28 protein-coding genes are annotated in these 22,142 nt (G+C 67.2%); 13 read left to right on the top strand and 15 right to left on the bottom strand.

From position 1 onward, the window contains the following. Positions 1 to 50: 50 nt before the first annotated feature. The 3 genes from folE to BXA03_RS22885 are packed head-to-tail and all read left to right on the top strand — an operon-like array spanning position 51 to position 2,078. A complete protein-coding gene (gene folE, locus BXA03_RS22895; protein WP_076511490.1) occupies positions 51 to 782 on the top strand; it encodes a GTP cyclohydrolase I in 732 nt (243 codons plus the stop codon). A 5-nt stretch (positions 783 to 787) separates the two neighbouring features. After that, a complete protein-coding gene (locus tag BXA03_RS22890; protein WP_076511556.1) occupies positions 788 to 1,210 on the top strand; it encodes a BLUF domain-containing protein in 423 nt (140 codons plus the stop codon). 22 nt (positions 1,211 to 1,232) lie between these two features. Beyond that, positions 1,233 to 2,078 (top strand): DUF429 domain-containing protein, encoded by an 846-nt coding sequence (locus BXA03_RS22885; protein WP_076511489.1) that lies wholly within the window; start codon positions 1,233 to 1,235, stop codon positions 2,076 to 2,078. A 26-nt stretch (positions 2,079 to 2,104) separates the two neighbouring features. Here BXA03_RS22885 and BXA03_RS22880 read toward each other — a convergent pair whose 3' ends face one another. The 6 genes from BXA03_RS22880 to BXA03_RS22855 form a co-directional block, all read right to left on the bottom strand. Further along, a complete protein-coding gene (locus tag BXA03_RS22880; protein ID WP_076511488.1) occupies positions 2,105 to 2,647 on the bottom strand; it encodes a ferritin-like domain-containing protein in 543 nt (180 codons plus the stop codon). After that, positions 2,644 to 2,946, bottom strand: a complete 303-nt coding sequence (locus tag BXA03_RS27335) for a hypothetical protein (protein WP_234983804.1) — start codon at positions 2,944 to 2,946, stop codon at positions 2,644 to 2,646. Before BXA03_RS27335 ends, BXA03_RS22880 begins: the two co-directional genes overlap by 4 nt. 163 nt (positions 2,947 to 3,109) lie before the next feature. Further along, entirely contained in the window at positions 3,110 to 3,496 is a 387-nt protein-coding gene (locus BXA03_RS22870; RefSeq protein WP_076511486.1) for a hypothetical protein, read from the bottom strand. A gap of 44 nt (positions 3,497 to 3,540) precedes the next feature. Then, positions 3,541 to 3,918 (bottom strand): hypothetical protein, encoded by a 378-nt coding sequence (locus BXA03_RS22865; RefSeq protein ID WP_076511485.1) that lies wholly within the window; start codon positions 3,916 to 3,918, stop codon positions 3,541 to 3,543. A 74-nt stretch (positions 3,919 to 3,992) separates the two neighbouring features. Further along, positions 3,993 to 4,157 carry a DUF1328 domain-containing protein gene (locus BXA03_RS22860; protein ID WP_017761762.1) on the bottom strand — a complete coding sequence of 55 codons (165 nt, stop codon included), beginning with the start codon at positions 4,155 to 4,157 and terminating at the stop codon, positions 3,993 to 3,995. 168 nt (positions 4,158 to 4,325) lie between these two features. Further along, positions 4,326 to 5,678 (bottom strand): CHASE3 domain-containing protein, encoded by a 1,353-nt coding sequence (locus BXA03_RS22855; protein ID WP_076511484.1) that lies wholly within the window; start codon positions 5,676 to 5,678, stop codon positions 4,326 to 4,328. A gap of 101 nt (positions 5,679 to 5,779) precedes the next feature. Here BXA03_RS22855 and BXA03_RS22850 point away from each other — a divergent pair, with 101 nt between their 5' ends. After that, positions 5,780 to 6,412: a response regulator gene (locus BXA03_RS22850; RefSeq protein ID WP_017761764.1), complete on the top strand. Its 633-nt coding sequence runs from the start codon at positions 5,780 to 5,782 to the stop codon at positions 6,410 to 6,412. Positions 6,413 to 6,499: 87 nt separating this feature from the next. Here the strand turns inward: BXA03_RS22850 and BXA03_RS22845 are convergent, their stop codons facing one another. Next, entirely contained in the window at positions 6,500 to 6,892 is a 393-nt protein-coding gene (locus tag BXA03_RS22845; RefSeq protein ID WP_076511555.1) for a response regulator transcription factor, read from the bottom strand. A 336-nt stretch (positions 6,893 to 7,228) separates the two neighbouring features. Here BXA03_RS22845 and BXA03_RS26925 point away from each other — a divergent pair, with 336 nt between their 5' ends. Both BXA03_RS26925 and BXA03_RS22840 read left to right on the top strand, forming a co-directional pair. Beyond that, entirely contained in the window at positions 7,229 to 7,399 is a 171-nt protein-coding gene (locus BXA03_RS26925) for a hypothetical protein (protein ID WP_159444748.1), read from the top strand. Between the two features lie 28 nt (positions 7,400 to 7,427). Continuing rightward, complete coding sequence (locus BXA03_RS22840) at positions 7,428 to 9,464, top strand: AsmA family protein (RefSeq protein WP_234983803.1); 2,037 nt, start codon at positions 7,428 to 7,430, stop codon at positions 9,462 to 9,464. Positions 9,465 to 9,482: 18 nt separating this feature from the next. Here the strand turns inward: BXA03_RS22840 and BXA03_RS22835 are convergent, their stop codons facing one another. From BXA03_RS22835 to gpmA, 3 genes are all read right to left on the bottom strand, one after another. After that, the gene (locus BXA03_RS22835; protein ID WP_076511482.1) at positions 9,483 to 10,238 is read right to left on the bottom strand and encodes a HesA/MoeB/ThiF family protein; all 756 of its coding nucleotides are present in this window, start codon (positions 10,236 to 10,238) and stop codon (positions 9,483 to 9,485) included. 94 nt (positions 10,239 to 10,332) lie between these two features. Next, positions 10,333 to 11,775, bottom strand: coding sequence for a S41 family peptidase (locus tag BXA03_RS22830; RefSeq protein ID WP_076511481.1), 1,443 nt, complete (start codon positions 11,773 to 11,775; stop codon positions 10,333 to 10,335). Between the two features lie 109 nt (positions 11,776 to 11,884). Next, positions 11,885 to 12,628 carry a 2,3-diphosphoglycerate-dependent phosphoglycerate mutase gene (gene gpmA, locus BXA03_RS22825; RefSeq protein WP_076511480.1) on the bottom strand — a complete coding sequence of 248 codons (744 nt, stop codon included), beginning with the start codon at positions 12,626 to 12,628 and terminating at the stop codon, positions 11,885 to 11,887. Positions 12,629 to 12,700: 72 nt separating this feature from the next. Here gpmA and BXA03_RS22820 point away from each other — a divergent pair, with 72 nt between their 5' ends. The 4 genes from BXA03_RS22820 (at position 12,701) to BXA03_RS22805 (ending at position 15,024) form a co-directional block, all read left to right on the top strand. Next, a complete protein-coding gene (locus tag BXA03_RS22820; protein ID WP_076511479.1) occupies positions 12,701 to 13,120 on the top strand; it encodes a rhodanese-like domain-containing protein in 420 nt (139 codons plus the stop codon). A 46-nt stretch (positions 13,121 to 13,166) separates the two neighbouring features. Beyond that, complete coding sequence (gene grxC / locus BXA03_RS22815; RefSeq protein WP_076511478.1) at positions 13,167 to 13,427, top strand: glutaredoxin 3; 261 nt, start codon at positions 13,167 to 13,169, stop codon at positions 13,425 to 13,427. Positions 13,428 to 13,530: 103 nt separating this feature from the next. Continuing rightward, entirely contained in the window at positions 13,531 to 13,995 is a 465-nt protein-coding gene (gene secB, locus BXA03_RS22810) for a protein-export chaperone SecB (RefSeq protein ID WP_076511477.1), read from the top strand. Positions 13,996 to 14,028: 33 nt separating this feature from the next. Further along, positions 14,029 to 15,024, top strand: coding sequence for an NAD(P)H-dependent glycerol-3-phosphate dehydrogenase (locus BXA03_RS22805; RefSeq protein ID WP_076511476.1), 996 nt, complete (start codon positions 14,029 to 14,031; stop codon positions 15,022 to 15,024). 3 nt (positions 15,025 to 15,027) lie between these two features. Here the strand turns inward: BXA03_RS22805 and BXA03_RS22800 are convergent, their stop codons facing one another. Further along, complete coding sequence (locus BXA03_RS22800; protein WP_076511554.1) at positions 15,028 to 15,825, bottom strand: segregation and condensation protein A; 798 nt, start codon at positions 15,823 to 15,825, stop codon at positions 15,028 to 15,030. A gap of 62 nt (positions 15,826 to 15,887) precedes the next feature. After that, entirely contained in the window at positions 15,888 to 16,094 is a 207-nt protein-coding gene (locus BXA03_RS22795; protein ID WP_017762266.1) for a DUF3460 family protein, read from the bottom strand. Positions 16,095 to 16,160: 66 nt separating this feature from the next. Here BXA03_RS22795 and BXA03_RS22790 point away from each other — a divergent pair, with 66 nt between their 5' ends. Next, entirely contained in the window at positions 16,161 to 16,658 is a 498-nt protein-coding gene (locus BXA03_RS22790) for an outer membrane protein assembly factor BamE (protein ID WP_076511475.1), read from the top strand. A gap of 12 nt (positions 16,659 to 16,670) precedes the next feature. Here BXA03_RS22790 and BXA03_RS22785 read toward each other — a convergent pair whose 3' ends face one another. The 3 genes from BXA03_RS22785 to metG are packed head-to-tail and all read right to left on the bottom strand — an operon-like array spanning position 16,671 to position 20,225. Next, positions 16,671 to 16,904 carry a hypothetical protein gene (locus BXA03_RS22785; RefSeq protein ID WP_076511474.1) on the bottom strand — a complete coding sequence of 78 codons (234 nt, stop codon included), beginning with the start codon at positions 16,902 to 16,904 and terminating at the stop codon, positions 16,671 to 16,673. Positions 16,905 to 16,942: 38 nt separating this feature from the next. After that, the gene (locus BXA03_RS22780; RefSeq protein ID WP_234983802.1) at positions 16,943 to 18,106 is read right to left on the bottom strand and encodes a hypothetical protein; all 1,164 of its coding nucleotides are present in this window, start codon (positions 18,104 to 18,106) and stop codon (positions 16,943 to 16,945) included. A gap of 46 nt (positions 18,107 to 18,152) precedes the next feature. Continuing rightward, the gene (gene metG, locus BXA03_RS22775) at positions 18,153 to 20,225 is read right to left on the bottom strand and encodes a methionine--tRNA ligase (RefSeq protein ID WP_076511473.1); all 2,073 of its coding nucleotides are present in this window, start codon (positions 20,223 to 20,225) and stop codon (positions 18,153 to 18,155) included. Between the two features lie 199 nt (positions 20,226 to 20,424). Here metG and BXA03_RS22770 point away from each other — a divergent pair, with 199 nt between their 5' ends. Both BXA03_RS22770 and BXA03_RS22765 read left to right on the top strand, forming a co-directional pair. Next, positions 20,425 to 21,402 carry an isocitrate/isopropylmalate dehydrogenase family protein gene (locus BXA03_RS22770; protein WP_369822462.1) on the top strand — a complete coding sequence of 326 codons (978 nt, stop codon included), beginning with the start codon at positions 20,425 to 20,427 and terminating at the stop codon, positions 21,400 to 21,402. Further along, positions 21,399 to 22,082 (top strand): YceH family protein, encoded by a 684-nt coding sequence (locus BXA03_RS22765; protein ID WP_076511471.1) that lies wholly within the window; start codon positions 21,399 to 21,401, stop codon positions 22,080 to 22,082. The genes BXA03_RS22770 and BXA03_RS22765 overlap by 4 nt, the downstream gene beginning before the upstream one ends. The last annotated feature ends 60 nt before the right edge of the window (positions 22,083 to 22,142 follow it).

The following is a 22,142-nucleotide window of genomic DNA, read 5'->3' as shown; positions in this document are numbered from 1 at the left end:
GGGCGCCGCCCGCCCGTGATGAAAAAACCCTGCTGTTACGATTCCGCCCCATGTTGATCCCTGCCCAGCCCGAGGACCGTTCCGCCGTTGCGGCGAGCGACGAGGGCACGCCTGTTTCCCTCAAGATCCGCGAGCGCCTGAAGGCCGCGCGCCATCGTTTCCACGCCAACGACAACATCGCCGAGTTCATCGAGCCCGGCGAACTCGAGGCGCTGCTTGACGAGGTCGAGGTCAAGATGCGCGACGTGCTGCACAGCCTGGTGATTGACATCGACAGCGACCACAACACGGGCAACACGGCCCGCCGCGTGGCCAAGATGTACCTCAACGAGGTGTTCCGCGGCCGCTATGTGCATGGGCCCAGCCTCACGGAATTTCCCAACGCCGAGCGGCTGAACGAGCTGATGATCGTGGGTCCGATCACGGTGCGCAGCGCCTGTTCGCACCACTTCTGCCCGATCATGGGCAAGCTGTGGATCGGCGTCATGCCCAACGAGCACACCAACGTCATCGGCCTGTCCAAGTACGCGCGTCTGGCGGAGTGGGTCATGGGTCGGCCGCAGATCCAGGAAGAGGCCGTGGTGCAGCTGGCCGACCTGATCCAGGAAAAGACCCAGCCCGATGGCCTGGCCCTGGTCATGGAGGCCGAGCATTTCTGCATGCAGTGGCGCGGCGTGAAAGAGACGGACAGCAAGATGATCAATTCCGTCATGCGCGGCGTCTTCCTCAAGGATCCGAACCTGCGCCGCGAATTTCTCGCGCTGCTTCCACGCAAGGGGTGAATGCCATGCTCGTGCGCCTTCTCTACGCAAGCCGCGCCGTCGACGTGTCGCCCGCGGCGCTCGACAGCATCCTGTCTACCGGACGTGCACACAACACGAGCTCGGGCATCACCGGCATCCTCTGCTACGGCGGCGGCATGTTCCTGCAGGCGCTCGAAGGCGGCCGCATGGCGGTGAATACGCTCTACGGCCACATCCTGCGCGATCCCCGGCACAAGGACGTGGTGCTGCTGCATTACGAAGAGATCCTGGAGCGGCGTTTCGGCGGCTGGACCATGGGCCAGGTCAACCTCAACAAGCTCAACGCGAGCACGGTGCTCAAGTATTCAGAGCGGCCGGAACTGGACCCGTATTCCGTGTCGGGCAAGGTATCGCTGGCGCTGCTCGAAGAACTGATGGCGACCGCCGCCATCGTCGGCCGCAGCTGAGCGGCATCTGCCTGCCCGCTTCGTGAACGGCGGTGGGCCCTCGAGCCCGCGCCTGCTGGGCTGCGACTTCTCCAGCACGCCGACCCGCCGCAAGCCCATCGTGATCGCGTGGGGCACGCGTCGTGACGACACGGTCGTCCTCGAGGCGCTGGAGTACTTTCCGACGTTGGGTGCCTGGACCCAGCGCCTTGCGCAGGCGCCGGCCTGGATAGGGGGATTCGACTTTCCCTTCGGCCTGCCGCGCGAATTCGTCGCCGCTCAGGACTGGCCGATGGATTGGGCCGGCTGCATGGCCACCTACACGGCGCTGAGTCGCGCCGAGCTGCGTTTGCGCTTCATGGCCTTCTGCGCGGCACGACCCGTGGGCGGCAAGTTCGCGCACCGCGCCGCGGATCGACCTGCCGGGTCCTCGCCTTCCATGAAATGGGTCAACCCACCGGTGGCGTGGATGATGCACGCCGGAGTACCGGGATTGCTGGCCGCCGGCGCATGGCTCCCGGGCCAGGGCGGCAGCCAGGGGTCCACGCGCATCGCACTGGAGGCCTATCCCGGTCTGGTGGCGCGAGACTTACTCGGCTCTCGAAGCTACAAGAGCGATGACAGGGCCAAGCAGACAACGCAGCGCCAGGATGCCCGGCGGACATTGCTAGGGGGCCTGATCGAAGGTCGGGGGAGGTTGGGACTGCGCCTCGACGCGCCGGCAGAACTGCGCAGAGTGCTATTGGACGACGCCAGTGGCGATGCGTTGGATGCAGCCCTGTGTCTGATGCTTGCCGCCTGGGGGGAGGCACGAACCAAAAGCGAAGGGCCGGGGTATGGACTCCCGGCCCGGATGGATCCACTCGAAGGCTGGATCCTCGGCGCCTGACAGCGCCTTGCATTGTCCTGGAGGGCTTACTTGCTCATCCAGTCGCTCAGCTCGTCGGCGTGCTCTTCCTCGTCGGCAAGGATCTCCTCGAGCATGCGGCGGGTCGTTGGATCCTTGTCGCCAATCAGTGCCACCATCTGCCGATAACTTTCGACCGCGATGCGCTCGGCCTTGAGGTTGGCGCGCACCATGGCCTGGAGGTCCTTGGATTCGTCATAGTCCGCGTGGCTGCGCTTCGACAGGCTGTCCGGCTGGAAGTTGGGTTCGCCCCCCAGTTGCACGATGCGTTCGGCGATGCGGTCGGCGTGGGCCGATTCCTCGTTGGCATGCACGAGAAACTCGTCCGCGATGGCCGGGGATTCCACACCCTTGGCGGTGAAGTAGTGGCGCTTGTAGCGCAGGACGCAGACCAGTTCCGTGGCCAAGGCATCGTTCAGAAGCTTGACGATGTCGTCGCGCCACGGGCCATAGCTAGGGGTCACGGCGCCTTCGTCAAGGCTCTTCGCGGCAGCGTCGATGGCCTTCTGATCGAGTTCGAGGGGCTGGCGCGCAGCGAGGGTGTCGTTCATGGCATTTCCTTTCGTGGGGGAGGTTCTGGTTCTGAGCGGGACATGGCCAGGGTGGTGATCATGTCGGCCACGTCGGAGGTCCGCAGCAGCAGCGCAAGCAGCGCCGTGCCGGACAGCAGCCGCCAGGGGCGTATCAGCGCCAGGACAGAGCCTGCCACGGCGGCGCTGGCCACGAGCTTGGCGGGATGGCGGCCTGCATATCCCTGCAACAGGGGATGGGCCAACTGGCCTGCCGCATGCAATGGATGCCGCTGCCACCAACGCCGGGCGATGCTGCGCCCCATGTCGAGCCAGGGCAACTTGCGGAGCAACGAAGGGCCGCGGCCCGGAGGCTTTTGGGACGTGCCAGTTCGCGTTGCCCTTGGGGGCGGAGGCGGCGGCACCAGCGCCTCGAGCAAAGCCAGCCTGGATTGCGCGAGGCGCTGCTCGGGCGACAGCGGGCCTGGGGGCTCGTCGAATCGTTCAGCGGTCGGCATGGCTGCTTTCGGAAAGTGCCTGAAGCACCTGCATGTCTTCTGCCGCCTGGTTCTTCAGTCCGGCGAAAAGAGGAAGCTGGGGAGGACGCAGCAACATGACCACTCCAATCAGAAGCAGCAGCGCCGCGACTCCGGGCACGATCACCAAGACCCATTCGAATCGCCCGTGCAGCACGCCGAGCATCACAGCGACGCCACCCCATCCGAGGGTGAAGAGTGCACCCAGCAAGGCAATTACCCCACCGATGGCACGCGTGACGACGGAGCGACCTGCCTGCGCTACCTCGACCCTGGCAAGGGCGAGGTAGTTGAGCAGATGGCGCCCGACCAACGCCGGATGCCGCAGCGCCGCAGAGAAAACGGGATGGAGCATGAGCGGTTCGTGCGCCTTCGGTCTAGGTTGTTTGTGGACGGCGATCAGTACTCGTCGCTGCTGCGACGGCTGGCCAGGACGATCAGGGCGGTGATCGCCGCGCCGGCGGCGGCTGCAATCAGCACCGAACGAACCGGCTGGTCGGCGATGTAGCGCGTCGTCACCGTGGCTGCCTCCCCGAAGCGCTCTTGGGCACGGCTGGTGGTCTTGGAGGCTGCCTCGAGGCCGCGCTGTACGGCCTGCTGCACGCGCGAGGCGATCTGTTCGACGGTGGGCTCCACTTCGCCGCGCAGTTGACGCACCTTCTGGCCGGTCGCATCGACGGCATCCTTGGCATAGCTGCGGGTGCTTTCAGCCGCATCTTGGGCGGCACCGCGCAGTTCGTCGGCGAGTTGGGAGGGGGTCTTGGCTGTGGAGTTCATGAGGAGGTCCTTCCAGAAAAAAACGGGATCGATCAGACGGTCGGCCTGGACCGACGAGCAAAGATGCTAGCGCTTCAGCGGCGCCGCAAGAGGCCTGCGATGAAGCTGGCGATCGTGAGGATGGCGAAGATCACGAACAGAAGCTTCGCGATGCCGACGGCACCGGCAGCGATGCCGCCGAAGCCGAACAACGCGGCCACCAGAGCGATGACCAGAAAGACGACGGTGTAGTGAAGCATGGCAGGCTCCTTTCGTGGCGGTGCATGTCGGAGTCACCGGGGGTGACCTCGGGCGGCAGCACCTGATGTTTGCCGATGCGACAGCTTAGGAGCGGGCCCGGGTCAGGACCTGTCAGCAGCGGGGTCCGAGGGGCGTAGGAAAGCGGCGAATCGGCCGCTGGAGGGTGATTACTGCTTGGGCATCACCGCGCGCAGGCGGGTGCCTTGCCCAGGCGTGCTGTCCACCGAGAGCTTGCCGCCCGCAGCCTGGACACGATGCCGCATGCCCGCCAAGCCGTGACTGGCGCGGCCGGCCTGCTGCTGCAGATCGAAGCCGCGGCCGTCGTCGCTGACCTCGATCTCGACATGGTTCTCATAGTCCTTGAGGACGATGGTCGCCTCCTCGGCATGCGCGTACTTGCCGATGTTGGTGAGGCCTTCCTGCACCATCCGGTAGATGGTGAGCTGTCGGGCTTCGTCGAGGTCCACGGACTCCAGTGCCATCTCCACCTGGATGCCGGAGCGCTCGGCGAATTCGCGCCCCAGGATCTCGAGCGACGCCACCAGGCCCAGATTCGACAGCGACGAGGGCCGCAGGTCTTCGATGATCCGACGCTTTAGGGCGATGCCCGAATTCAACAGCTCGGTCAGGTGGGCCAGCCGCTGGGCGGCGTCGGGAGAATCTCCGAGACGCGACTTGAGCCGCGCCACGTCGAGCTTGGCTGCGGTGAGCAGAGCACCGAGTTCGTCGTGCAACTCCCGCGCGAGATAACCGCGTTCGGATTCGCGCACTTCCTGAAGATGGGTGGCCAGTTCGGCCAGGGAGGCCGTGCGGTCGCGTACCTCCAGCTCCAGCGAATTGCGCTCGCGCTGCAGCGCCTGCTGCTGGCGCTCATTGGCCTGCTGCAGGGCCGACGTCTGTCGCAGGTACAGAACGAAAGCCAGCAATGCCGCCAGCACGATCAGTCCAATGCCCAGGCGCGCCAGACCGAGCGCCTGGGCGATCTGCAAGCGCCCCTCTTCGACGGAGCGCGTGCTGAGCGCCATCAGTGCATCGGCCTCCTGCCGGATGCCCTGCATTTCTTCTCGGCCCACGTCGGTACTCAGCACGAAGCGGGACGCATCGGAGTTGCCGCTGCTCAGCATGCGCACGGTCAGTTCCATCTCCGCGAGCTTGCGGGCCAGATGGTTGCCCAGCGCGGCGAGGTGCGTCCGCTCCGCAGGACGGTCGGCATAGAGCGTACGCAGCCGGTCCATCTGTGCAGGCAGCTCCGCCACGGCCCGGTCGTAGGGCTCGCGGTAACGCGGATCGCCCGTCAGCATGAAGCCCCGCGTACCCGTTTCGGCGTCCAGCGTGTAGCGCAGAAGCAGGTGGATGGACAGTCGCGCGTCCTGCGCACGACCGATTTCTTCCAGGGCGCGGTTGGAGCGGTGGTAGCCCGATTCGTTGAACGCCACGAGCGCAAGCGCGGCCAGGATGGCCAAGCTCAGACTCAAAGCTTTCTTCTTGTAAGCCAACAGCGACAGCTTGTGTTTCAGCATGCGTGGGAAGGAATCGGGCGGTGTATTTATTGAATAATGTTTGTCAACGAAAGCTACGTGGGCAGCGGCGTCAAGCCAGTGCGACTCGACAAAGGCAACAAATGATCAAGATTGGCATTGTGGACGACCATGCGATCGTCCGGTCCGGACTGAAGCAGTTTTTCTCGGAGCACGTGGATCTCCGCGTGGTAGGAGAAGCCGCAACCGGGCGTGAAGCGATCGAACTGGTGCGCACCACCGAACTGGATGTGCTGGTGATGGACCTGTCCATGCCCGGCCAGAGCGGTATCGATGCGCTTGCGATGATTCGCGCCAAGGCACCGGATGTCGGCATCCTGATCCTCAGCGGGTATCCGGAAGAGCATTACGCGATGAACCTCATCCGCCAGGGTGCGAGCGGCTACCTGAACAAGGACTGCGATCCGATGGAGATCGTCAATGCGATCCGCACCATCTCGCTGGGTCGCCGTTACATCACGCCGGCCGTGGCCGAACTGTTGGCGCGGCAGTTGGATCGCAAGGACGACGCTGCACCGCACGAGCAGCTGTCGGAGCGCGAATTCCAGGTCTTCCTGAAGCTCGCCAAGGGCGAGACGGCCGGTGAGATCGCCAAGACCCTGTCGCTGTCGGTGAAGACGGTCAGTACGTATCGCACGCGATTGATGGAGAAGATGAATCTTTCGTCCAACAGTGATCTGACCTACTACGCACTGAAGAACAAGCTGATCGACTGATGGTCCAGGCGCTCTCTGGCGCCATCCTTTCGAGCTGAGCCGCGCCGGGTATTCCTTGCGCGGCTTTGTGTTTGGTGTCGGTGCGATCTAGTGGGTCGTCGAATGGCGGGACTGCGCGAGGCAGTAGTCCACCAGCGCATCGATCTCGTTCGACTTGTCGAACACCGCATCCACACCGAGCTGCGCACACCGGCGACGAATGTCGGGCGTCGCGTAATTGCTCAGTACGACCACCTTCTGCTGCGGTCGGCGCTCTCGACATGCATTGAGCACGCCCAGGCCGCTGCCTTCCTTCAGAAACAGGTCCACGATGGCCAGCTGCCAGTCGCCGCCGTGCTCCCGGAGCCACTGTCGTGCGTCGGTTTCGGTTTCGGCGTACCCCACGGCGCTGACCGGGGTGAGTTCTTCAAGCGTGCCCACCAGGTTCTCGCGGATGGTGAGGTTGTCTTCGACGATGTAGGTGTGGAGTCTGCCGCTCATGATGGGATAGACGCCGGTCAGGCGCCGCGCCCTCGAGGGCACAGGCGGTTGGGGCGACCCGATGCTGATACTGGTTCCAGATCGTAGAGGCCGGGCGACGCCGGCCTGCCATCCCCCATGGCCTGTTGCTGTAGGAGCCAACCGATGGTGCGTCCGTAGGTGCTGGCGCACGTGGGCTCCGGCGGACGGCCGACCTTTCCGCTAAGGCCCCCCGACTAGGCTCGCGCCATCGGTCGATCCGAGCGTGAGGGTATGCAGGAGGCGGTGTTCACAGCATGCCTCCTGGTCACCCTCTGTCCCCAATCACTGGCGATGACGGTTTCCAAGAGGTGGACCATGAAAGGCATTCTGGGTTTTGTGCTGGCTGGAAGTCTGGCCCTGCTGGCAGCATGGGTCGTGGTCCAGGGCGAGCCGGGCTCCGCCGAACTCCACTTGGTGAATGCCGTGACCACCGATGGTCCCGCTGGTGCATCGAAGGGCTGGTTGTCGTTCTTCGTTGGGCCGTGAGAGCCCGGACCATCTTTCTATGAATTCTTTGTCCACATCGACCCCCGCCCCCTCTGGCAGAGCCGGCGGGACATGGGTTCGACGCGTCCTCATCGCCATCGCGGTGCTTTTGGCTGTGATGGTGCTGGTGGTGATCTTCTTCCCGTGGGATCTGCTTCGGGGGCCGATCAACCGCTATGTGAGTGACAAGACAGGCCGTCGATTCGAAATCACCCGGCATCTGGATGTGAAGCCGGGCTTGCGTACCGCTCGCATCACCCTTGACGGCATCGAGTTCGAAAACCCGAAATGGGCGCGCGAGCCACTGCTGGTGGGCGCAGAAAGGGCAGAGATCGACATCCGACTGTGGCCCTTGCTGCGCAAGGAGGTGGTGATTCCCCGTCTGGTGCTCAATGCCCCCACCATCGGCCTTCAGATGGAAGAGGACGGGCGCAAGACCTGGGCGCTGGAGAAGAACGATCATGGCGAGGCAGGCAGCGGTACGACCCCCAAGATTGGTCTACTGCAGGTCGATGGCGGCCATCTCGATTTCCTCGCGAAGCACCAGGGGGTGGACATGCGGGTCGACTTCGCATTCGACACCGCCAAGGGCGACATGCCGCTGTCCTATCAGATGAAGGGCCGATACCAGTCGCAGGCGCTCAGCGCCCAGGGACGCACGGGCAATGTGCTGCTGCTCACCGAGGCGGGCATTCCGCCTTTCCCCTTCGAGATCCACGCCACCGCGGGCGCAACCCGGCTCGACGCGACGGGCAGCATGGCTGCGCTCACCGAACTCGATGGGGTGGATGCCAAGGTCCGCGTCAAAGGTCGGAACCTGGGCGACCTGTACCGGTTGATCGGTGTGGCGCTGCCTGACACCTCGCCTTATCAGATCGAGGGGCGCCTGCTCAAGACCGGCAACACCTGGCAGGCCCAGCAACTGGCGGGAAAGCTGGGGCTCTCGGACATCGGTGGCGAATTGCGGTTCGCCAAGGGAAGCGCCCGCCCCAAGCTGAGTGGCACGCTGACGTCGAAGGTCATGGACATGGATGATCTCGGTCCGTTGATCGGCCTGCCGCCGACTGAGCGTTCGGCAAAGGCCGTGGAGGGCGTAGAGGCGCCCGCTACGCTCGAGAAGAGCCGTCGTCGGGGCGCCGACGTGCGCGTCCTGCCGACCGCACCGCTCGACTTCGAACGACTGCGCGCGATGGACGCGGACGTCCGCTACACGGCCGAGCGCATCCGCAACGTGCGCGAAGTGCCGTTGCAACGTGGCAGCGTGCAAGTGGCGCTCAAGGAGGGTGTGCTGGATCTCAAGCCCCTCGATCTCGGGGTGGCCGGTGGAAGCATCCAGGGCGCCGTGCGCATCGATGGCTCCTCGAATCCCGCAGATATCCGGATGGCGCTCGACATGAAGGCGCTTCAGCTGAACCAACTCATTCCGAAGGTCGAGTCCACCAAGAGCAGCCTTGGACGGCTCGACGGACGCATCAACCTCGCGGGACAGGGCACCACAGTGGCGAACTGGCTAGGCAGTGCGTCTGGTGACATTGCTGCCATGACGGGCCGCGGTCAGTTCAGCAATCTGCTCCTGGAGGTTGCCGGCCTGGATGGCGGCGAGGTGATCGAATTCCTTCTGCGCGGTGACAAGAACGTGCGCATGCGTTGTGCTGCGCTCGCCTTCGATGTGAACAAAGGGGTGATGAACGGCCGCACGCTGATCTTCGACACCGACGACACGTTGTTTACCGGCACCGGCCAAGCCAGCCTCAAGGACGAAAGCCTGGATTTTGTGATCCGGCCCCAGCCCAAGGACAAGAGCATCTTGAGCCTGCGCACGCCGCTGACCATCCGCGGCCACTTTGGCGATCCGCGTCCCGGTGTGGAAGCCGTTCCGCTGATCGCCCGCGGCGCTGCCGCGCTGGCGCTGGGCGCCATCAACCCGCTGCTTGCGCTGGCGGCCACTGTGGAAACGGGCCCTGGCGAGGACGCTGACTGTGGCGCCGCCCTGGCAGAGGCCGGCAAGCCGGAGTCGAGCGAGGCCGCGCGCGCCGCCGACAAGGCCAAGGCCGTGCGGCGTTGATGGACCGGATGTGCGTGGTCAGCGGTGCAGATGCCCGCAGACGGCACACTTCGGATCGCGTCGGACCTGGAGGGTGTCGAAGCGACTGCGCCGACCGTCGAACATCAGCAGCCGGCCGCTGAGGGTTCCGTCGATCCCGGCAATCAGTTTGAGCGCCTCGTGGGCCTGCAGTGTTCCCATCGTGCCGACGACCGGCGAGAACACACCCATCACGGCGCAGCGCGTTTCCTCGAACACCGCATCGGCCGGAAAAAGGCAGGCGTAGCAGGGACCATCGGAATGCCGGACGTCGTAGACCGAGAGCTGCCCGTCGAAGCGGATCGCGGCACCGGCCACCAGGGGTTTCCGGTGGGTCACGCAGGCTTCATTGACACGATGACGCGTATCGAAGTTGTCACTGCAGTCGAGCACGACATCCGCCCCCGGCACGAGTTGTTCAAGCAGCTGAAGATCTGCGCGCGCGCGGATCGGCTGCACCTCGATCTCCGGATTCAGTGCCCGCATGGCTTCGGCCGCGGATTCCACCTTCGCCATTCCGACGCGGGCGTTGCTGTGGACGATCTGACGCTGGAGATTGGTGACGTCGACCGTGTCGTCGTCCACCAGAGTGATGCGTCCCACACCTGCGCCCGCCAGGTAGAGCGCCACCGGCGACCCAAGCCCGCCGGCACCGATGACGAGCGCGTGTGCTGCGGACACCCGCTCCTGGCCGTCGATGCCGAATTCCTCCAGCAGGATGTGGCGGGAATAGCGTAGGAGGGCTTGGTCGTCCATGGCTGGGTGAGGTGAAGGCGCCGCGGCAATGCCGCCAAAGACATCGGCCTCCGCGCGGGAGGCCGATGGGTTGGAAAAGCCGCGACGCAGGGCCTCAGTTTTCCTTCTTCTCTTCCTTGTTCTCGACGATCACCTGCGTCTTGCTAGCGAGCACGGGCTGGCCCTTGAGCTGGTTGAGCGCCTGCATGAGCGGGAAGTCCTTGTCGGTGCCGAACTCGGGCGTGACGCGCGCCTGGGGCGATTTCTTGGCCTCTTCTTCCAGGCGCTTGCGCGCCTCGTCGCGCTGCTTCTCGAGCTCAGGGTCCTTCTTTTCGGGGCCCTGGCCGCTGGACAGGTGCTTTTCGAGGTCCGCCTCACGCATGCGAAGCACGGCGAACGGGCTGCCTTCGGCGGTGTCGTCCACCAGCACGTTGGGGACGATGCCGCGCGCCTGGATGGACGTGCCGCTGGGCGTGTAGTAGCGGGCCGTGGTGATCTTCAGGCCGGTGTCCGGGCCCAAGGGACGGACCGTCTGCACGGAGCCCTTGCCGAAGGTCTGACTGCCCATCACGGTGGCGCGCTTGTGGTCCTGCAGGGCGCCAGCCACGATCTCGCTGGCGGACGCCGAGCCTTCGTTGACCAGCACGACCAGCGGCACGTTCTTGAGGCCGGCCGGTAGGTTGCGCAGCGGATCGCTGCCCGAGCGGCGCTGGTAGTCGGCGGGAATCGCCTTGTAAACCTGCTTGCTTTCCGCCAGCTGGCCGTCGGTCGTCACCACCGTCGCGCCCTGCGGCAGGAAGGCGGCAGACACGGCCACGGCCGCGTCGAGCAGGCCGCCCGGGTCGTTGCGCAGGTCGAGCACCAGGCCCTTGAGGTTCGGGTCCTGCTTGTAGATCTCTTCGATCTTCTTGGCGAAGTCGTCGACCGTGCGTTCCTGGAATTGCGACAGACGGATCCAGGCATAACCGGGCTCCATGACCTTGCCGCGCACCGACTGCGTGCGGATCTCCTCACGGGTGATCGTCACCGGGAAGGTGCGGCTCTCGTCCTTGCGGAAGATGGTCAGCAGCACCTTGGTGCCTGCTTCGCCGCGCATACGCTTGACGGCTTCGTTCAGCGTCAGGCCCTTGACGGCGGTGTCGTCGATCTTGGTGATCAGGTCACCAGGCTTGAGGCCAGCGCGGAAGGCCGGGGAGCCCTCGATGGGCGACACCACCTTGACCAGGCCGTCCTCTTGGGAGATCTCGATGCCCACCCCCACGAAGCGGCCCGAGGTGCCTTCGCGGAATTCCTTGAAGGACTTCTTGTCGAAATACTGGGAGTGCGGATCGAGGCCCGCCACCATGCCGGAGATGGCATCGGAGATGAGCTTCTTCTCGTCCACGGGCTCCACATAGTCGCTCTTGACCATGCCGAACACTGCGGCGAGCTGCTGCAATTCCTCCAGCGGCAGCGGCGCCAGGGCCCCGCGCGCCATCGTCTGCAAGGAGACGGTGGTGAGCGCGCCGGCGACCGCGCCTGCGGCGACCCAGCCGGTGATCTTCAATTTCTGGCCCATGGGCAGCGTCCTTTCGGGAAACCCGATCCGTCTTTCACCAAATCGGCAGTCAATATACGCGGACTTTGGAAGCGGAAATGGCCCCGCGGGTTCCGTCCGTATCTGCGAATCAGGCTTTGCCTTGCGAGGCGACGGCCGCCGCCGCCTTTTCGGCCGCAGCCGCGTCGCCCAGGTAGTAGTGGCGCAGCGGTTTGAGGTCGTCGTCCAGTTCGTAGACCAGGGGGATGCCGTTGGGAATGTTCAGGCCCACGATGTCGCTGTCGGAGATCCCGTCCAGGTACTTGATCAGCGCGCGGATCGAATTGCCGTGGGCCGCCACCACCAGCCGGCGGCCGGCGCGGATGGCCGGCGCCATCGACTCGTTCCAGAAGGGCAGGACGCGCGCGACGGTGTCCTTCAGGCATTCGGTCAGCGGCACCTGCTCTGGATCGAGGCGGGCGTAGCGCAGGTCACCGCGCTCGCTGCGCGGGTCGGTGGCCTCCAGCGCCGGAGGCGGCGTGTCGTAGCTGCGGCGCCAGATCAGCACCTGCTCGTCGCCGTACTGCTTGGCCATGTCGGCCTTGTTCAGGCCCTGCAGGGCGCCGTAGTGGCGCTCGTTCAGGCGCCAGGAATGCACCACCGGCAGCCAGGTGCGATCGAGCTCGTCGAGCACATGCCACAGCGTGCGGGTGGCACGCTTGAGCACGCTGGTGTAGGCCACGTCGAAGTCGTAACCCTGCTCCTTGAGCAGCCGGCCGGCCTGCTTGGCCTGCGCGATGCCGGTGTCGGTGAGGTCGACGTCGGTCCAGCCGGTGAAGCGGTTCTCGAGGTTCCAGGTCGATTCGCCATGGCGGATCAGCACCAGTTTATGCATGGGGTCCCTTACGTGTCGCCGGAGTAAAACCGCCATTCTAAAATTGCCGGTTTGCCATCTCGGAAGCTTCCCGTGAAATTCATCCTCGACAACTGGGCCCTGATCCTCCTCGCACTCGGCTCGGGCGGCATGCTGGCCTGGCCGGTGCTGCGCGGTGCGGGCCAGGGCTCGCTCAGCGCCCAGGGCGCGGTGCAGATCATCAACCGTCAGAAGGGCGTGCTGATCGACGTGCGCGAGCCCGAGGAATTTGCCGCCGGCCATGCCGTGGGCGCGCGCAACGTGCCGCTGGCCGAGCTCGAGCAGAAGCTCCCGGGCCTGGTCAAGAACAAGGCACTGCCCGTACTGCTGATGTGCGCCACCGGCGCCCGGGCCCAGCGCGCGGTGGCTGCGGCCAAGAAACTCGGCTACGAGCAGGCCCAAGCCGTGGCCGGCGGGATGAAATCGTGGAACGAGGCTAACCTGCCCGTCGAGAAGGTGGCCGTCAAGGCCTGAGTGCCTTGCGCTCCATCACCGCATTCACCCGCCCACAAGGAAATCCATGCAAGCCGTGAAGATGTACACCACCGCCGTCTGCCCCTACTGCGTCCGCGCCAAGCAGGTGCTCAAGGCCAAGGGCGTGGACAGCATCGAGGAGATCCGCGTCGATGCCGACCCCGCCGCCCGCGACGAGATGATGCGCCTGACGCAGCGTCGCACGGTGCCCCAGATCTTCATCGGCGACACCCACGTCGGCGGCTGCGACGACCTGATCGCGCTCGACGGCCGTGGCGGCCTGGTGCCGCTGCTGCAGGGCGCCTGAAGCGCTGGCGGCCGGCCGGGGCTGTCGTCGGCGCAGGCCATAATCGAAGGCTTTCGCGCCCGCTGTCTGCGGGCCTTTTTGTCCGCACATCCATCCAAGCACCATGGCCGACCAACAAGCCGCAGAACCCGTCTTCCAGATCCAGCGCGTCTATCTCAAGGACCTGTCGCTGGAGCAGCCCAATTCGCCGGCCATCCTGCTGGAGCAGACCCAGCCCACGGTCGACATCCAGCTGGGCGTCGAGGCCCAGAACGTCGCCGAAGGCATCTTCGAGGTGAGCGTTTCGGCCACCGTGCAGACCAAGATCGAAGACCGCACCGTCTTCCTCGTCGAAGCCAAGCAGGCCGGCATCTTCGAGATCCGCAACCTGCCGGAAGACCAGATGGGCCCGATCCTGGGCATTGCCTGCCCGCAGATCGTCTATCCCTACCTGCGCGGCAACGTGGCCGACACCATCCAGCGCGGCGGCTTCCCGCCCGTGCACCTGGCCGAGATCAACTTCCAGGCCATGTACGAGCAGCAGCAGGCCCAGGCCGCCGGCCAGGGTCTGCCGGCCAACGCCCAGTAATTGCCGGCGACGGCAAGCCGGCCCGGCGCCCCCATGCGCATCTGCGTGCTCGGCGCCGGCGCCTGGGGCACGGCGCTGGCCATCAGCGCCGCGGCGCATCCGGCCGGGCACCATGTGGTGCTCTGGGGACGGGATGCCGCCCAGGTCGAGGGCATGGCGCGCAGCCGCGCCAATCCGCGCTACCTGGCGGGCGTGACCTTCCCACCTTCCCTTCTTCTCCTGTCTGGCGATGCCCACGAGGCCTGGCGCGATGCCGACCTGGTGGTGCTCGGTACGCCCATGTCCGCCCTGCGTGCGCAGCTGGCGGCGCTGGCGGCCGCCGGCTGCGCTGTGCCGGTGGCTTGGCTGTGCAAGGGCGTGGAGCCGACCAGCGGACTCTTTCCCCACGAGGTGCAGGCTGAGGTGGCGCCGCAGTTGCGCGCCGGTCTGCTGAGCGGCCCCAGCTTCGCGCTGGAGGTCGCCCAGGCGCAGCCCACGGCCCTGGTGGCCGCAAGTGCCGACGCCGAGGTGCGCGAGCGCCTGGTCGCGGCCTTCCACGGCCCGGCACTGCGGGTCTACGGCAACGACGACGTCACGGGCGTGGAGGTCGGCGGGGCCGTCAAGAACGTGCTGGCCATCGCCACCGGCCTGGCCGACGGGCTGGCGCTGGGCCTCAACGCGCGGGCCGCACTCATCACCCGCGGGCTGGCCGAGATGACCCGGTTGGGCATTGCGCTGGGCGGCAGGGCCGAGACCTTCATGGGCCTGTCGGGCCTGGGTGATCTGGTGCTCACCGCCACCGGCCACCTGTCGCGCAACCGGCGCGTGGGCCTGCTGCTGGCCGAGGGGCGGACGCTCGACGAGGCGGTCCGCTCGCTCGGCCATGTGGCCGAGGGCGTCAACTGCGCACGGGCTGTGGTCCAGCGGGCAGGGCAGCTTGGGGTGGAAATGCCCATCGCCGAATCGGTGGTCGGCCTGCTCGATGGGCGCCTGAAGCCAGCGCAGGCGGTGGCGGCGCTGATGGGGCGCGAGCCGACGCACGAGGTCTGAATCTCAGCTCGGCGCGTAGGCCAGCCGGACGTAGATCGGCGCGAAGGCCTCGGCCTGCGTGATCTCCACCAGCGTCTCCTTGCCCAGCTCCAGCAGGGCGATGAAGGTGACGACCAGCACCGGCACGCCGCGCGTGGCGTCGAACAGCGATTCGAATTCGACGAAGCGCCGGCCCTGCAGCTGGCGCAGCACGATGCTCATGTGCTCGCGCACCGACAGTTCCTCGCGCGAGATCTTGTGGTGCTGCACCAGCTTGGCCCGCTTGAGGATGTCGGCCCAGGCCTGGCGCAGGTCGTCCAGGCTCACGTCCGGAAAGCGCGGCTTGAGCGACTGCTCGATGTAGACCTGGGCCTTCCAGAAGTCGCGGGCGTAGGTGGGCAGCGCATTGATGGCGGCGGCCTGCATCTTGGCCTGCTCGTACTCCAGCAGGCGGCGCACCAGTTCGGCCCGCGGATCCTCGGCCTCTTCGCCGTCGGCCGTCTTCTTGGGCGGCAGCAGCATGCGCGACTTGATCTCGATGAGCATCGCCGCCATCAGCAGGTACTCTGCCGCCAGCTCCAGGTTGCGGCTGCGGATCTCCTCGACGTAGGCGAGGTACTGGCGGGTGACACCCGCCATGGGGATGTCGAGGATGTTGAAGTTCTGCTTGCGGATCAGGTAGAGCAGCAGATCCAGCGGCCCCTCGAAGGCCTCCAGGAAGACCTCCAGCGCATCGGGCGGGATGTAGAGGTCGTTCGGCAGCGCAAACAGCGGCTCGCCGTAGAGGCGCGCCAGCGCCACCTGGTCGACCACCTCCGGCATGGGAGCGACCGCCGGGCGGTCGTCGTCGTCCGGGGCGGCAGCCGGCAGCGCGGCGCGAGGGCTCAATGCGACTTCGTCTGGTAGACGTAGGGCTGCTGCGCCACGGCGGCGGCCTCGAACTCGGCCTGGGTCTGGCGGTCGATCTGCTTGTCCCACAGCAGGGCGCGGCCGGCGCGCTGTTCTGCTTCGAGCGTCGGCTTCTGCTCGCGCAGCTTCTCGATGAACTGGGTGGCGTCGGAGGTGTAGTGGGGGCGGCCGAAGATCGACATAGACTGGTGCAGCTTCTTGTGACGGGACGAGGGGCGCGATTTTAACGACGGGGCGATGGGATTGAGATGACCACTGGCAGGACCGCGGCGCGCATCGCCGCCGCACTCACCGCGCTGGCTGCCCTGGCGGGTTGCGACCCGCAGCGCATCGACAAGCTGGAAGAAGGCGTGGCCACCGAGGCCGATGTGCGCGCCCAGTTCGGCGAGCCCGAGAACATCTGGGAGTCGCCCGCCGGCCGGGTGCTCGAATACAACCGCCAGCCGGCCGGCCGCAAGAACTACATGATCACCATCGGCCCCGACGGCCGCATGAGCGCCCTGCGCCAGGTGCTCACGCCCGAGAACTTCGCCCGCGTGCAGCCGGGCATGCCGATGGAGGATATGCGCAAGCTGCTGGGCAAGCCGGCCAAGGTGACGCGCTATGCCCTCAAGCAGGAAAGCGAATGGGACTGGCACTGGACGCAGCCGCCCAACACGCCCATGGTGTTCACCGCGGTGCTGAACGACCAGCAGTACGTGGTGCGTAGCGGCTCGTCGGCGGACCGCAGCGTTGAAGCTCCCTGAGTTCCTCCGCTTTCAGTCGTTGCCCCCTGGCAGAACCGCGCCCGCTGCTGCCCCCACTGCCCGTCCGCCCAGGCGCGCGGTACCGATGGCCGCATCCGCCGCCAGCCCGACCGCGCCGGCGCCCACGCTGACGGCGGTGGCGCCCACCGACACGGCGGCGCCGGCCACGCTGACCACGGCGCAGCCGCCGAGTCCGCCCAGAGCGACGCCGGCGAGCAGCAGGCGGGAGAAAAAGGCGCGGTGCATGGGCGGCTCCTGGGTCGAGGATCGATGAATCGAAAAGATCAGCGTTCGCCGCCGAACAGCGCCGCCCGGCCGGTGGCCGAGGGCAGCACGCAGGCCACGTCGTGGGCACAGCCGGGCACCACCGCGAAGCTACGGGCGCCGGTGGGCTTGAGCACCTGCTGCTCGTAGGCGGCATGGGCCAGCCCGCGCTGCAGGCGATAAGGACCTTGCAGCATCGCGGCGCAGGACTTGTCGAGCACCCGGGCGGCGGTGCCGCGGCCGGTGCCGCTGTCGCGCGCGCCTTCCAGGCGGTGGATGTCGGCGGCGGCGTAGCGGGCCCGCGCCTCGGCCGAACTTCGGCCCAGGGCGGCGGGAAGGTTACGGGTGCCGTATTTCCAGTCGTCGTAGCCGGGGCAGGCGGCCAGGTCGGCGGCGGGCACGGGTTGCCAGCGGCAACCGGCGGCCAGGCCTGCGCCGTCCGGCGCCAGGCAGCCGTCCCAGTCGGGGGCGGCAGCCGCTGCGGCTGGCGCCAAGCGCTCGGGATCGAAGTACAGCCAGGTGCCCGGGTCGGCGATCACGTAGCGCACCCGCCAGCCGGCCGGCGCGTCGACCGCGAAGCCGATGCGGTGCTGCAGCATCTGGGCGCCGGCAGAAAAGCCGGCCAGGGTGGCCTCGCGCAGGCTGGGCCAGCGCTGGGCCAGGGCCTGGAGCAGCGCGTCGAGCGCGGCGAAGGAAGAGATCGGCCGGTCGCCGCGCGAGTCGCCGCCGGCCAGCCAGCTGCTGCAGGTCCACAGCGCATCGCCGGGCTGGGCGGCGGGGGTGCCGGGCGTGCTGCAGCGGCCGGCCTTGCCGGCCGGCACCTGGAAGAGCGGCGCCACCACCAGCGTGTCTGCCTCGTGGCCGCTGCCGCGCAGGGCCTGCAGCGCCGCGTCGAAGCTGCGGTTCGCATCGCGTGGATGGCCGTGCATGACCAGCAGCAGCCGCGTGGGCGGCGTCCCGCCTTCGCCTGTGCCGCGGGAGACGTAATAGGGCAGCCGGCCCGCGCCGCCGGGCAGCTCGACGGCCTGGAGGCAGGCGTCGGAGGCCGCCTGGCTGCAGCCCTCCGGGCCCGAAGGTGGCGCAGCTGTGGCGGCGGGCACGGCGCCACCGAGCGTGGCGACAAGCAGCAGGCCCACCCTCGCGGCTTGGCGCAGGTCGGACATCCGCAGGGGCAGGGCGAGCATCGTGGGCCTCAGCGCTGGATCAGGAAAAGCGGGGGCCGCGCGGCGCTCAGCGCACCCGCATGCCCGGCTGGGCCCCCGGCCAGGGCTCCAGCACATGGATGCCGGGCTGGGCCTTCTCGTCGGCATGGCTGGCGGCCAGCACCATGCCTTCGCTGACGCCGAACTTCATCTTGCGCGGCGCCAGGTTGGCGACCATCACGGTGAGCTTGCCCACCAGCTGTTCCGGCTGGTAGGCCGAGGCGATGCCGCTGAACACGTTGCGGGTCTTGCCTTCGCCCACGTCCAGCGTCAGCCGCAGCAGCTTGGTCGAGCCTTCGACCTTCTCGCACGCCACGATCTTGGCGATGCGCAGGTCGATCTTGGCGAAGTCGTCGATGCCGATGGTGGGCGCCACCGCCTCGCCGCCGGGCAGGTCCTGCGCTGCGTCGGCCGCGGGCGCCGCGGCGGGGGCGGGCGGGGTGAAGAGCTGCTCCAGCACCTTCGGGTCCACGCGCGTCATCAGGTGCTTGTAGTCGCCGATGGCATGGCCGGCACCCAGCGCGTGGCCAGCGTCGGCCCACTGCAGCGGGCCGATGTTCAGGAAGGCCTCGACCTGCGCCGCCAGCGCCGGCAGCACTGGCTTGAGGTAGAGCGTGAGCAGGCGGAAGGCCTCGATGCAGGTGGTGCACACGTCGTGCAGTCGCGCCTCCTGGCCGGCCTGCTTGGCCAGTTCCCAGGGCTTATTGGCGTCGACGTAGGCATTCACCTGGTCGGCCAGGGCCATCGCCTCGCGCAGGGCACGGGCGTAGTCGCGGCCGTCGTAGAGCTGGCGCAGGTCGTCGGCGCCAGCGCGCAGCATCACCAGCAGCTCTTCGCCGTCGACGGAGACGGTGCCCAGCTGGCCGCCGAATCGCTTGGCGATGAAGCCGGCCGAGCGGCTGGCGATGTTGATGAACTTGCCCACCAGGTCGCTGTTGACGCGGGCAACGAAGTCCTCGGGGTTGAAGTCGATGTCCTCGTTGCGGCCGTTGAGCTTGGCGGCGATGTAGTAGCGCAGCCATTCGGGGTTCAGGCCCAGGCCGAGGTACTGCAGCGGGTCGATGCCGGTGCCGCGGCTCTTGCTCATCTTCTCGTTGTTCACCGTCAGGTGGCCGTGCACGAAGATGCCGTCCGGCGCCTTGCGACCGCTGAAATGCAGCATGGCGGGCCAGAACAGGGTGTGGAAGGTGATGATGTCCTTGCCGATGAAGTGCACCTGCTCCAGGTCGGGCTGGGCCATGTAGGCGTCGTAGTCCTCGCCCTTCTTGCCCAGCCAGTTCTTGAGCGAGGCCAGGTAGCCCACCGGGGCATCGAGCCAGACATAGAAGTACTTGCCCGGCGCGTCGGGAATCTCGATGCCGAAGTAGGGCGCGTCGCGGCTGATGTCCCAGTCGCCCAGGCCGCCGGTGCCGTCTTCTTTCTTGACCAGCCACTCGCGGATCTTGTTCTGCACCTCGGGCTGCACATGGCCGGGGGCTGTGGTCCATTCCTTCAGGAAGGCCTCGCAGCGCGGGTCGGACAGCTTGAAGAAGAAATGGTCGGAGCTGCGCAGCTCTGGCTTGGCGCCCGACAGCGCCGAGTAGGGGTTGATCAGCTCGGTGGGCGCGTAGACGGCGCCGCAGACCTCGCAGTTGTCGCCGTACTGGTCCTTGGCGTGGCAGTTCGGACACTCGCCCTTGATGAAGCGGTCGGCCAGGAACATGCCCTTCTCGGGGTCGTAGAACTGCTCGACCGGGCGGGTCTCGATCAGGCCGGCGGCCTTCAGGTCGCGGTAGATCTGCTGCGCGAGCTCGTGGTTCTCGGGCGCGTCGGTCGAATGCCAGTTGTCGAAGGCGATGTGGAAGCCGTCGAGATAGGGCTTGCGGCCGGCCGCGATCTCGGCCACGAAGGCTTGGGGCGTGATGCCCGCCTTGTCGGCGGCGATCGTGATGGCGGCGCCGTGGGCGTCGTCGGCGCAGACGAAGTTGACCTCGGCACCGTTCATCCGCTGGAAGCGCACCCAGATGTCGGCCTGGATGTATTCCATGATGTGGCCGATGTGGAACTTGCCGTTGGCGTAGGGAAGGGCGGTGGTGACGAAGAGCTTGCGCGCTGCGGGCATGGATGTCGGTCTCGCGGATGGGGCCGGCCGTGCCGCGGCAGGGCGCCGCGGGCTGGCAGGGTCGGGCATTTTAGGTTTGGGGCCGCATCGCAGCCGTATGCTTGCAGCTTTGCCCGCAGACCCCGAAGGAGGAAGCCCCGTGACCACCCCCCGCATTCCTGCCACCCTGATCTCCGGCGACGGGATCGGCCCCGAGATCATGGAAGCCACCCTGGCCGCGCTCGACGCCCTGGGTTCGCCCTTCGAGTGGGACCCGCAGATCGCCGGCCTGGGCGGCGTCAGGACTTCGGGCGACCCGCTGCCCGAGGCCACGCTGGAGAGCATCCGCCGCACGCGGCTGGCGCTCAAGGGCCCGCTGGAGACGCCCTCGGGCGGCGGCTACCGCAGCTCCAACGTGCGGCTGCGCGAGGCCTTCCAGCTCTTCGCCAACGTGCGGCCGGCGCGCACCATCATTCCCGGCGGTCGCTTCGACGACATCGACCTGCTGGTGGTGCGCGAGAACCTCGAAGGTCTGTACATCGGCCACGAGCACTACATCCGCATCGAGGACGACCCGCACGCCGTGGCCATGGCCACCGGCATCAACACCCGCCAGGGCTGCAAGCACATCCTGCGCTATGCCTTCGAGGCCGCCGTGGCCCAGGGCCGCAAGAAGGTGACGGTGGTGCACAAGGCCAACATCATGAAGGCGCTGACGGGCATCTTCCTGGAGACGGCCGAGCAGCTCTACGCCGCCGAGTACCAGGGCAAGTTCCAGTTCGAGACCATGATCGTGGACGCCTGCGCCATGAAGCTGGTGCTCAACCCCTGGCAGTTCGACATGATCGTCACCACCAATCTGTTCGGCGACATCCTGTCCGACCTGGTGGCCGGGCTGGTGGGCGGCTTGGGCATGGCACCCGGCGCCAACATCGGTGCCGACGCGGCCATCTTCGAAGCGGTGCACGGCTCGGCCCCGGACATCGCCGGCAAGGGCATCGCCAACCCCATCGCGCTGATGCTGGCCGCGGCCCAGATGCTGGACCACGTGAAGCGTGTCGACCTGGCCGACCGTCTGCGCACCGCCATCGACCAGACGCTCAACGTCGACAACGTGCGCACGGGCGACCTGGGTGGCGGCGCCAACACCATCGCCTTCACCAAGGCGCTGGTGGCCCGCATCAAGGGGGGTGCATGACGACGGAACAGAACCTGCCCATCCTCTCGCCTTCCGAGGCGCGGGTGCTCGGCGTGCTGATCGAGAAGCAGCGAACCGTGCCCGACAGCTACCCGCTCACGCTCAACAGCCTGCTCGCCGGCTGCAACCAGAAGACCAGTCGACACCCGGTGATGGAACTGGGCGAGGCCGAGGTGCAGGACGCGCTGGAAAGCCTGCGCCGCCGCAGCCTGGTCGATGAGAGCAGCGGCGGCCGCGCGATGCGCTACGGCCACAACACCGACCGCGTGCTGCGGCTGCCCTCGCAGTCGGTGATCCTGCTGGCAGTGCTGATGCTGCGCGGCCCGCAGACGGCGGGCGAACTGCGCATCGCCAGCGACCGCATGCACAACTTCGCCGACATCTCGTCGGTGGAGGGCTTCCTAGACGAGATGGCCGAGCGTCCGGCCGGCGCGCTGGTGGTCAAGCTGCCGCGCCTGCCGGGCGCGCGCGAGAGCCGGTGGGCGCATCTGCTGAGCGGGCCGGTGGCGGCCGAGCTGATGGCGGTGCCGGCGGTGGGTGCTGCCGCGCCGGTGGCCGGGGGCGATGCGGGCGAGACGGCAGCCCTGCGCCTGCGGGTGGACCGGCTCGAAGCCGAGGTCGCCACCCTCAAGGCCACGCTGGCGAAGGTGTGTGCGGACCTGGGCATCGACGCCGGCTGAGCGCCGGTCTGGCCCGTCCGTCCTGGCGCCCGGGGCCGGCGGCCGACCGCTGTCACCCAG

The organism is Pseudacidovorax sp. RU35E (assembly GCF_900156165.1).
In the GTDB taxonomy this organism is placed as follows: domain Bacteria; phylum Pseudomonadota; class Gammaproteobacteria; order Burkholderiales; family Burkholderiaceae_C; genus Xenophilus.
The sequence above is the reverse complement of the archived record's forward strand: the minus strand, read 5'-3'. Positions and strand labels throughout refer to the sequence as shown.

Coding starts and splice junctions, on each gene's coding strand:
- BXA03_RS22845 (WP_076511555.1), bottom strand. CDS start 6,892: ATGAGCGGCAGACTCCACACCTACATCGTCGAAGACAACCTCACCATC.
- BXA03_RS22805 (WP_076511476.1), top strand. CDS start 14,029: ATGCGCATCTGCGTGCTCGGCGCCGGCGCCTGGGGCACGGCGCTGGCC.
- gpmA (WP_076511480.1), bottom strand. CDS start 12,628: ATGCATAAACTGGTGCTGATCCGCCATGGCGAATCGACCTGGAACCTC.
- secB (WP_076511477.1), top strand. CDS start 13,531: ATGGCCGACCAACAAGCCGCAGAACCCGTCTTCCAGATCCAGCGCGTC.
- folE (WP_076511490.1), top strand. CDS start 51: ATGTTGATCCCTGCCCAGCCCGAGGACCGTTCCGCCGTTGCGGCGAGC.
- BXA03_RS22780 (WP_234983802.1), bottom strand. CDS start 18,106: ATGCTCGCCCTGCCCCTGCGGATGTCCGACCTGCGCCAAGCCGCGAGG.
- BXA03_RS22765 (WP_076511471.1), top strand. CDS start 21,399: ATGACGACGGAACAGAACCTGCCCATCCTCTCGCCTTCCGAGGCGCGG.
- BXA03_RS22800 (WP_076511554.1), bottom strand. CDS start 15,825: ATGCCGGAGGTGGTCGACCAGGTGGCGCTGGCGCGCCTCTACGGCGAG.
- grxC (WP_076511478.1), top strand. CDS start 13,167: ATGCAAGCCGTGAAGATGTACACCACCGCCGTCTGCCCCTACTGCGTC.
- BXA03_RS22770 (WP_369822462.1), top strand. CDS start 20,425: ATGGAAGCCACCCTGGCCGCGCTCGACGCCCTGGGTTCGCCCTTCGAG.
- BXA03_RS22830 (WP_076511481.1), bottom strand. CDS start 11,775: ATGGGCCAGAAATTGAAGATCACCGGCTGGGTCGCCGCAGGCGCGGTC.
- BXA03_RS26925 (WP_159444748.1), top strand. CDS start 7,229: ATGAAAGGCATTCTGGGTTTTGTGCTGGCTGGAAGTCTGGCCCTGCTG.
- BXA03_RS22795 (WP_017762266.1), bottom strand. CDS start 16,094: ATGTCGATCTTCGGCCGCCCCCACTACACCTCCGACGCCACCCAGTTC.
- BXA03_RS22865 (WP_076511485.1), bottom strand. CDS start 3,918: ATGAACTCCACAGCCAAGACCCCCTCCCAACTCGCCGACGAACTGCGC.
- BXA03_RS22860 (WP_017761762.1), bottom strand. CDS start 4,157: ATGCTTCACTACACCGTCGTCTTTCTGGTCATCGCTCTGGTGGCCGCG.
- BXA03_RS22855 (WP_076511484.1), bottom strand. CDS start 5,678: ATGCTGAAACACAAGCTGTCGCTGTTGGCTTACAAGAAGAAAGCTTTG.
- BXA03_RS22890 (WP_076511556.1), top strand. CDS start 788: ATGCTCGTGCGCCTTCTCTACGCAAGCCGCGCCGTCGACGTGTCGCCC.
- BXA03_RS22880 (WP_076511488.1), bottom strand. CDS start 2,647: ATGAACGACACCCTCGCTGCGCGCCAGCCCCTCGAACTCGATCAGAAG.
- BXA03_RS22790 (WP_076511475.1), top strand. CDS start 16,161: ATGACCACTGGCAGGACCGCGGCGCGCATCGCCGCCGCACTCACCGCG.
- BXA03_RS22870 (WP_076511486.1), bottom strand. CDS start 3,496: ATGCTCCATCCCGTTTTCTCTGCGGCGCTGCGGCATCCGGCGTTGGTC.
- metG (WP_076511473.1), bottom strand. CDS start 20,225: ATGCCCGCAGCGCGCAAGCTCTTCGTCACCACCGCCCTTCCCTACGCC.
- BXA03_RS22835 (WP_076511482.1), bottom strand. CDS start 10,238: ATGGACGACCAAGCCCTCCTACGCTATTCCCGCCACATCCTGCTGGAG.
- BXA03_RS22850 (WP_017761764.1), top strand. CDS start 5,780: ATGATCAAGATTGGCATTGTGGACGACCATGCGATCGTCCGGTCCGGA.
- BXA03_RS22785 (WP_076511474.1), bottom strand. CDS start 16,904: ATGCACCGCGCCTTTTTCTCCCGCCTGCTGCTCGCCGGCGTCGCTCTG.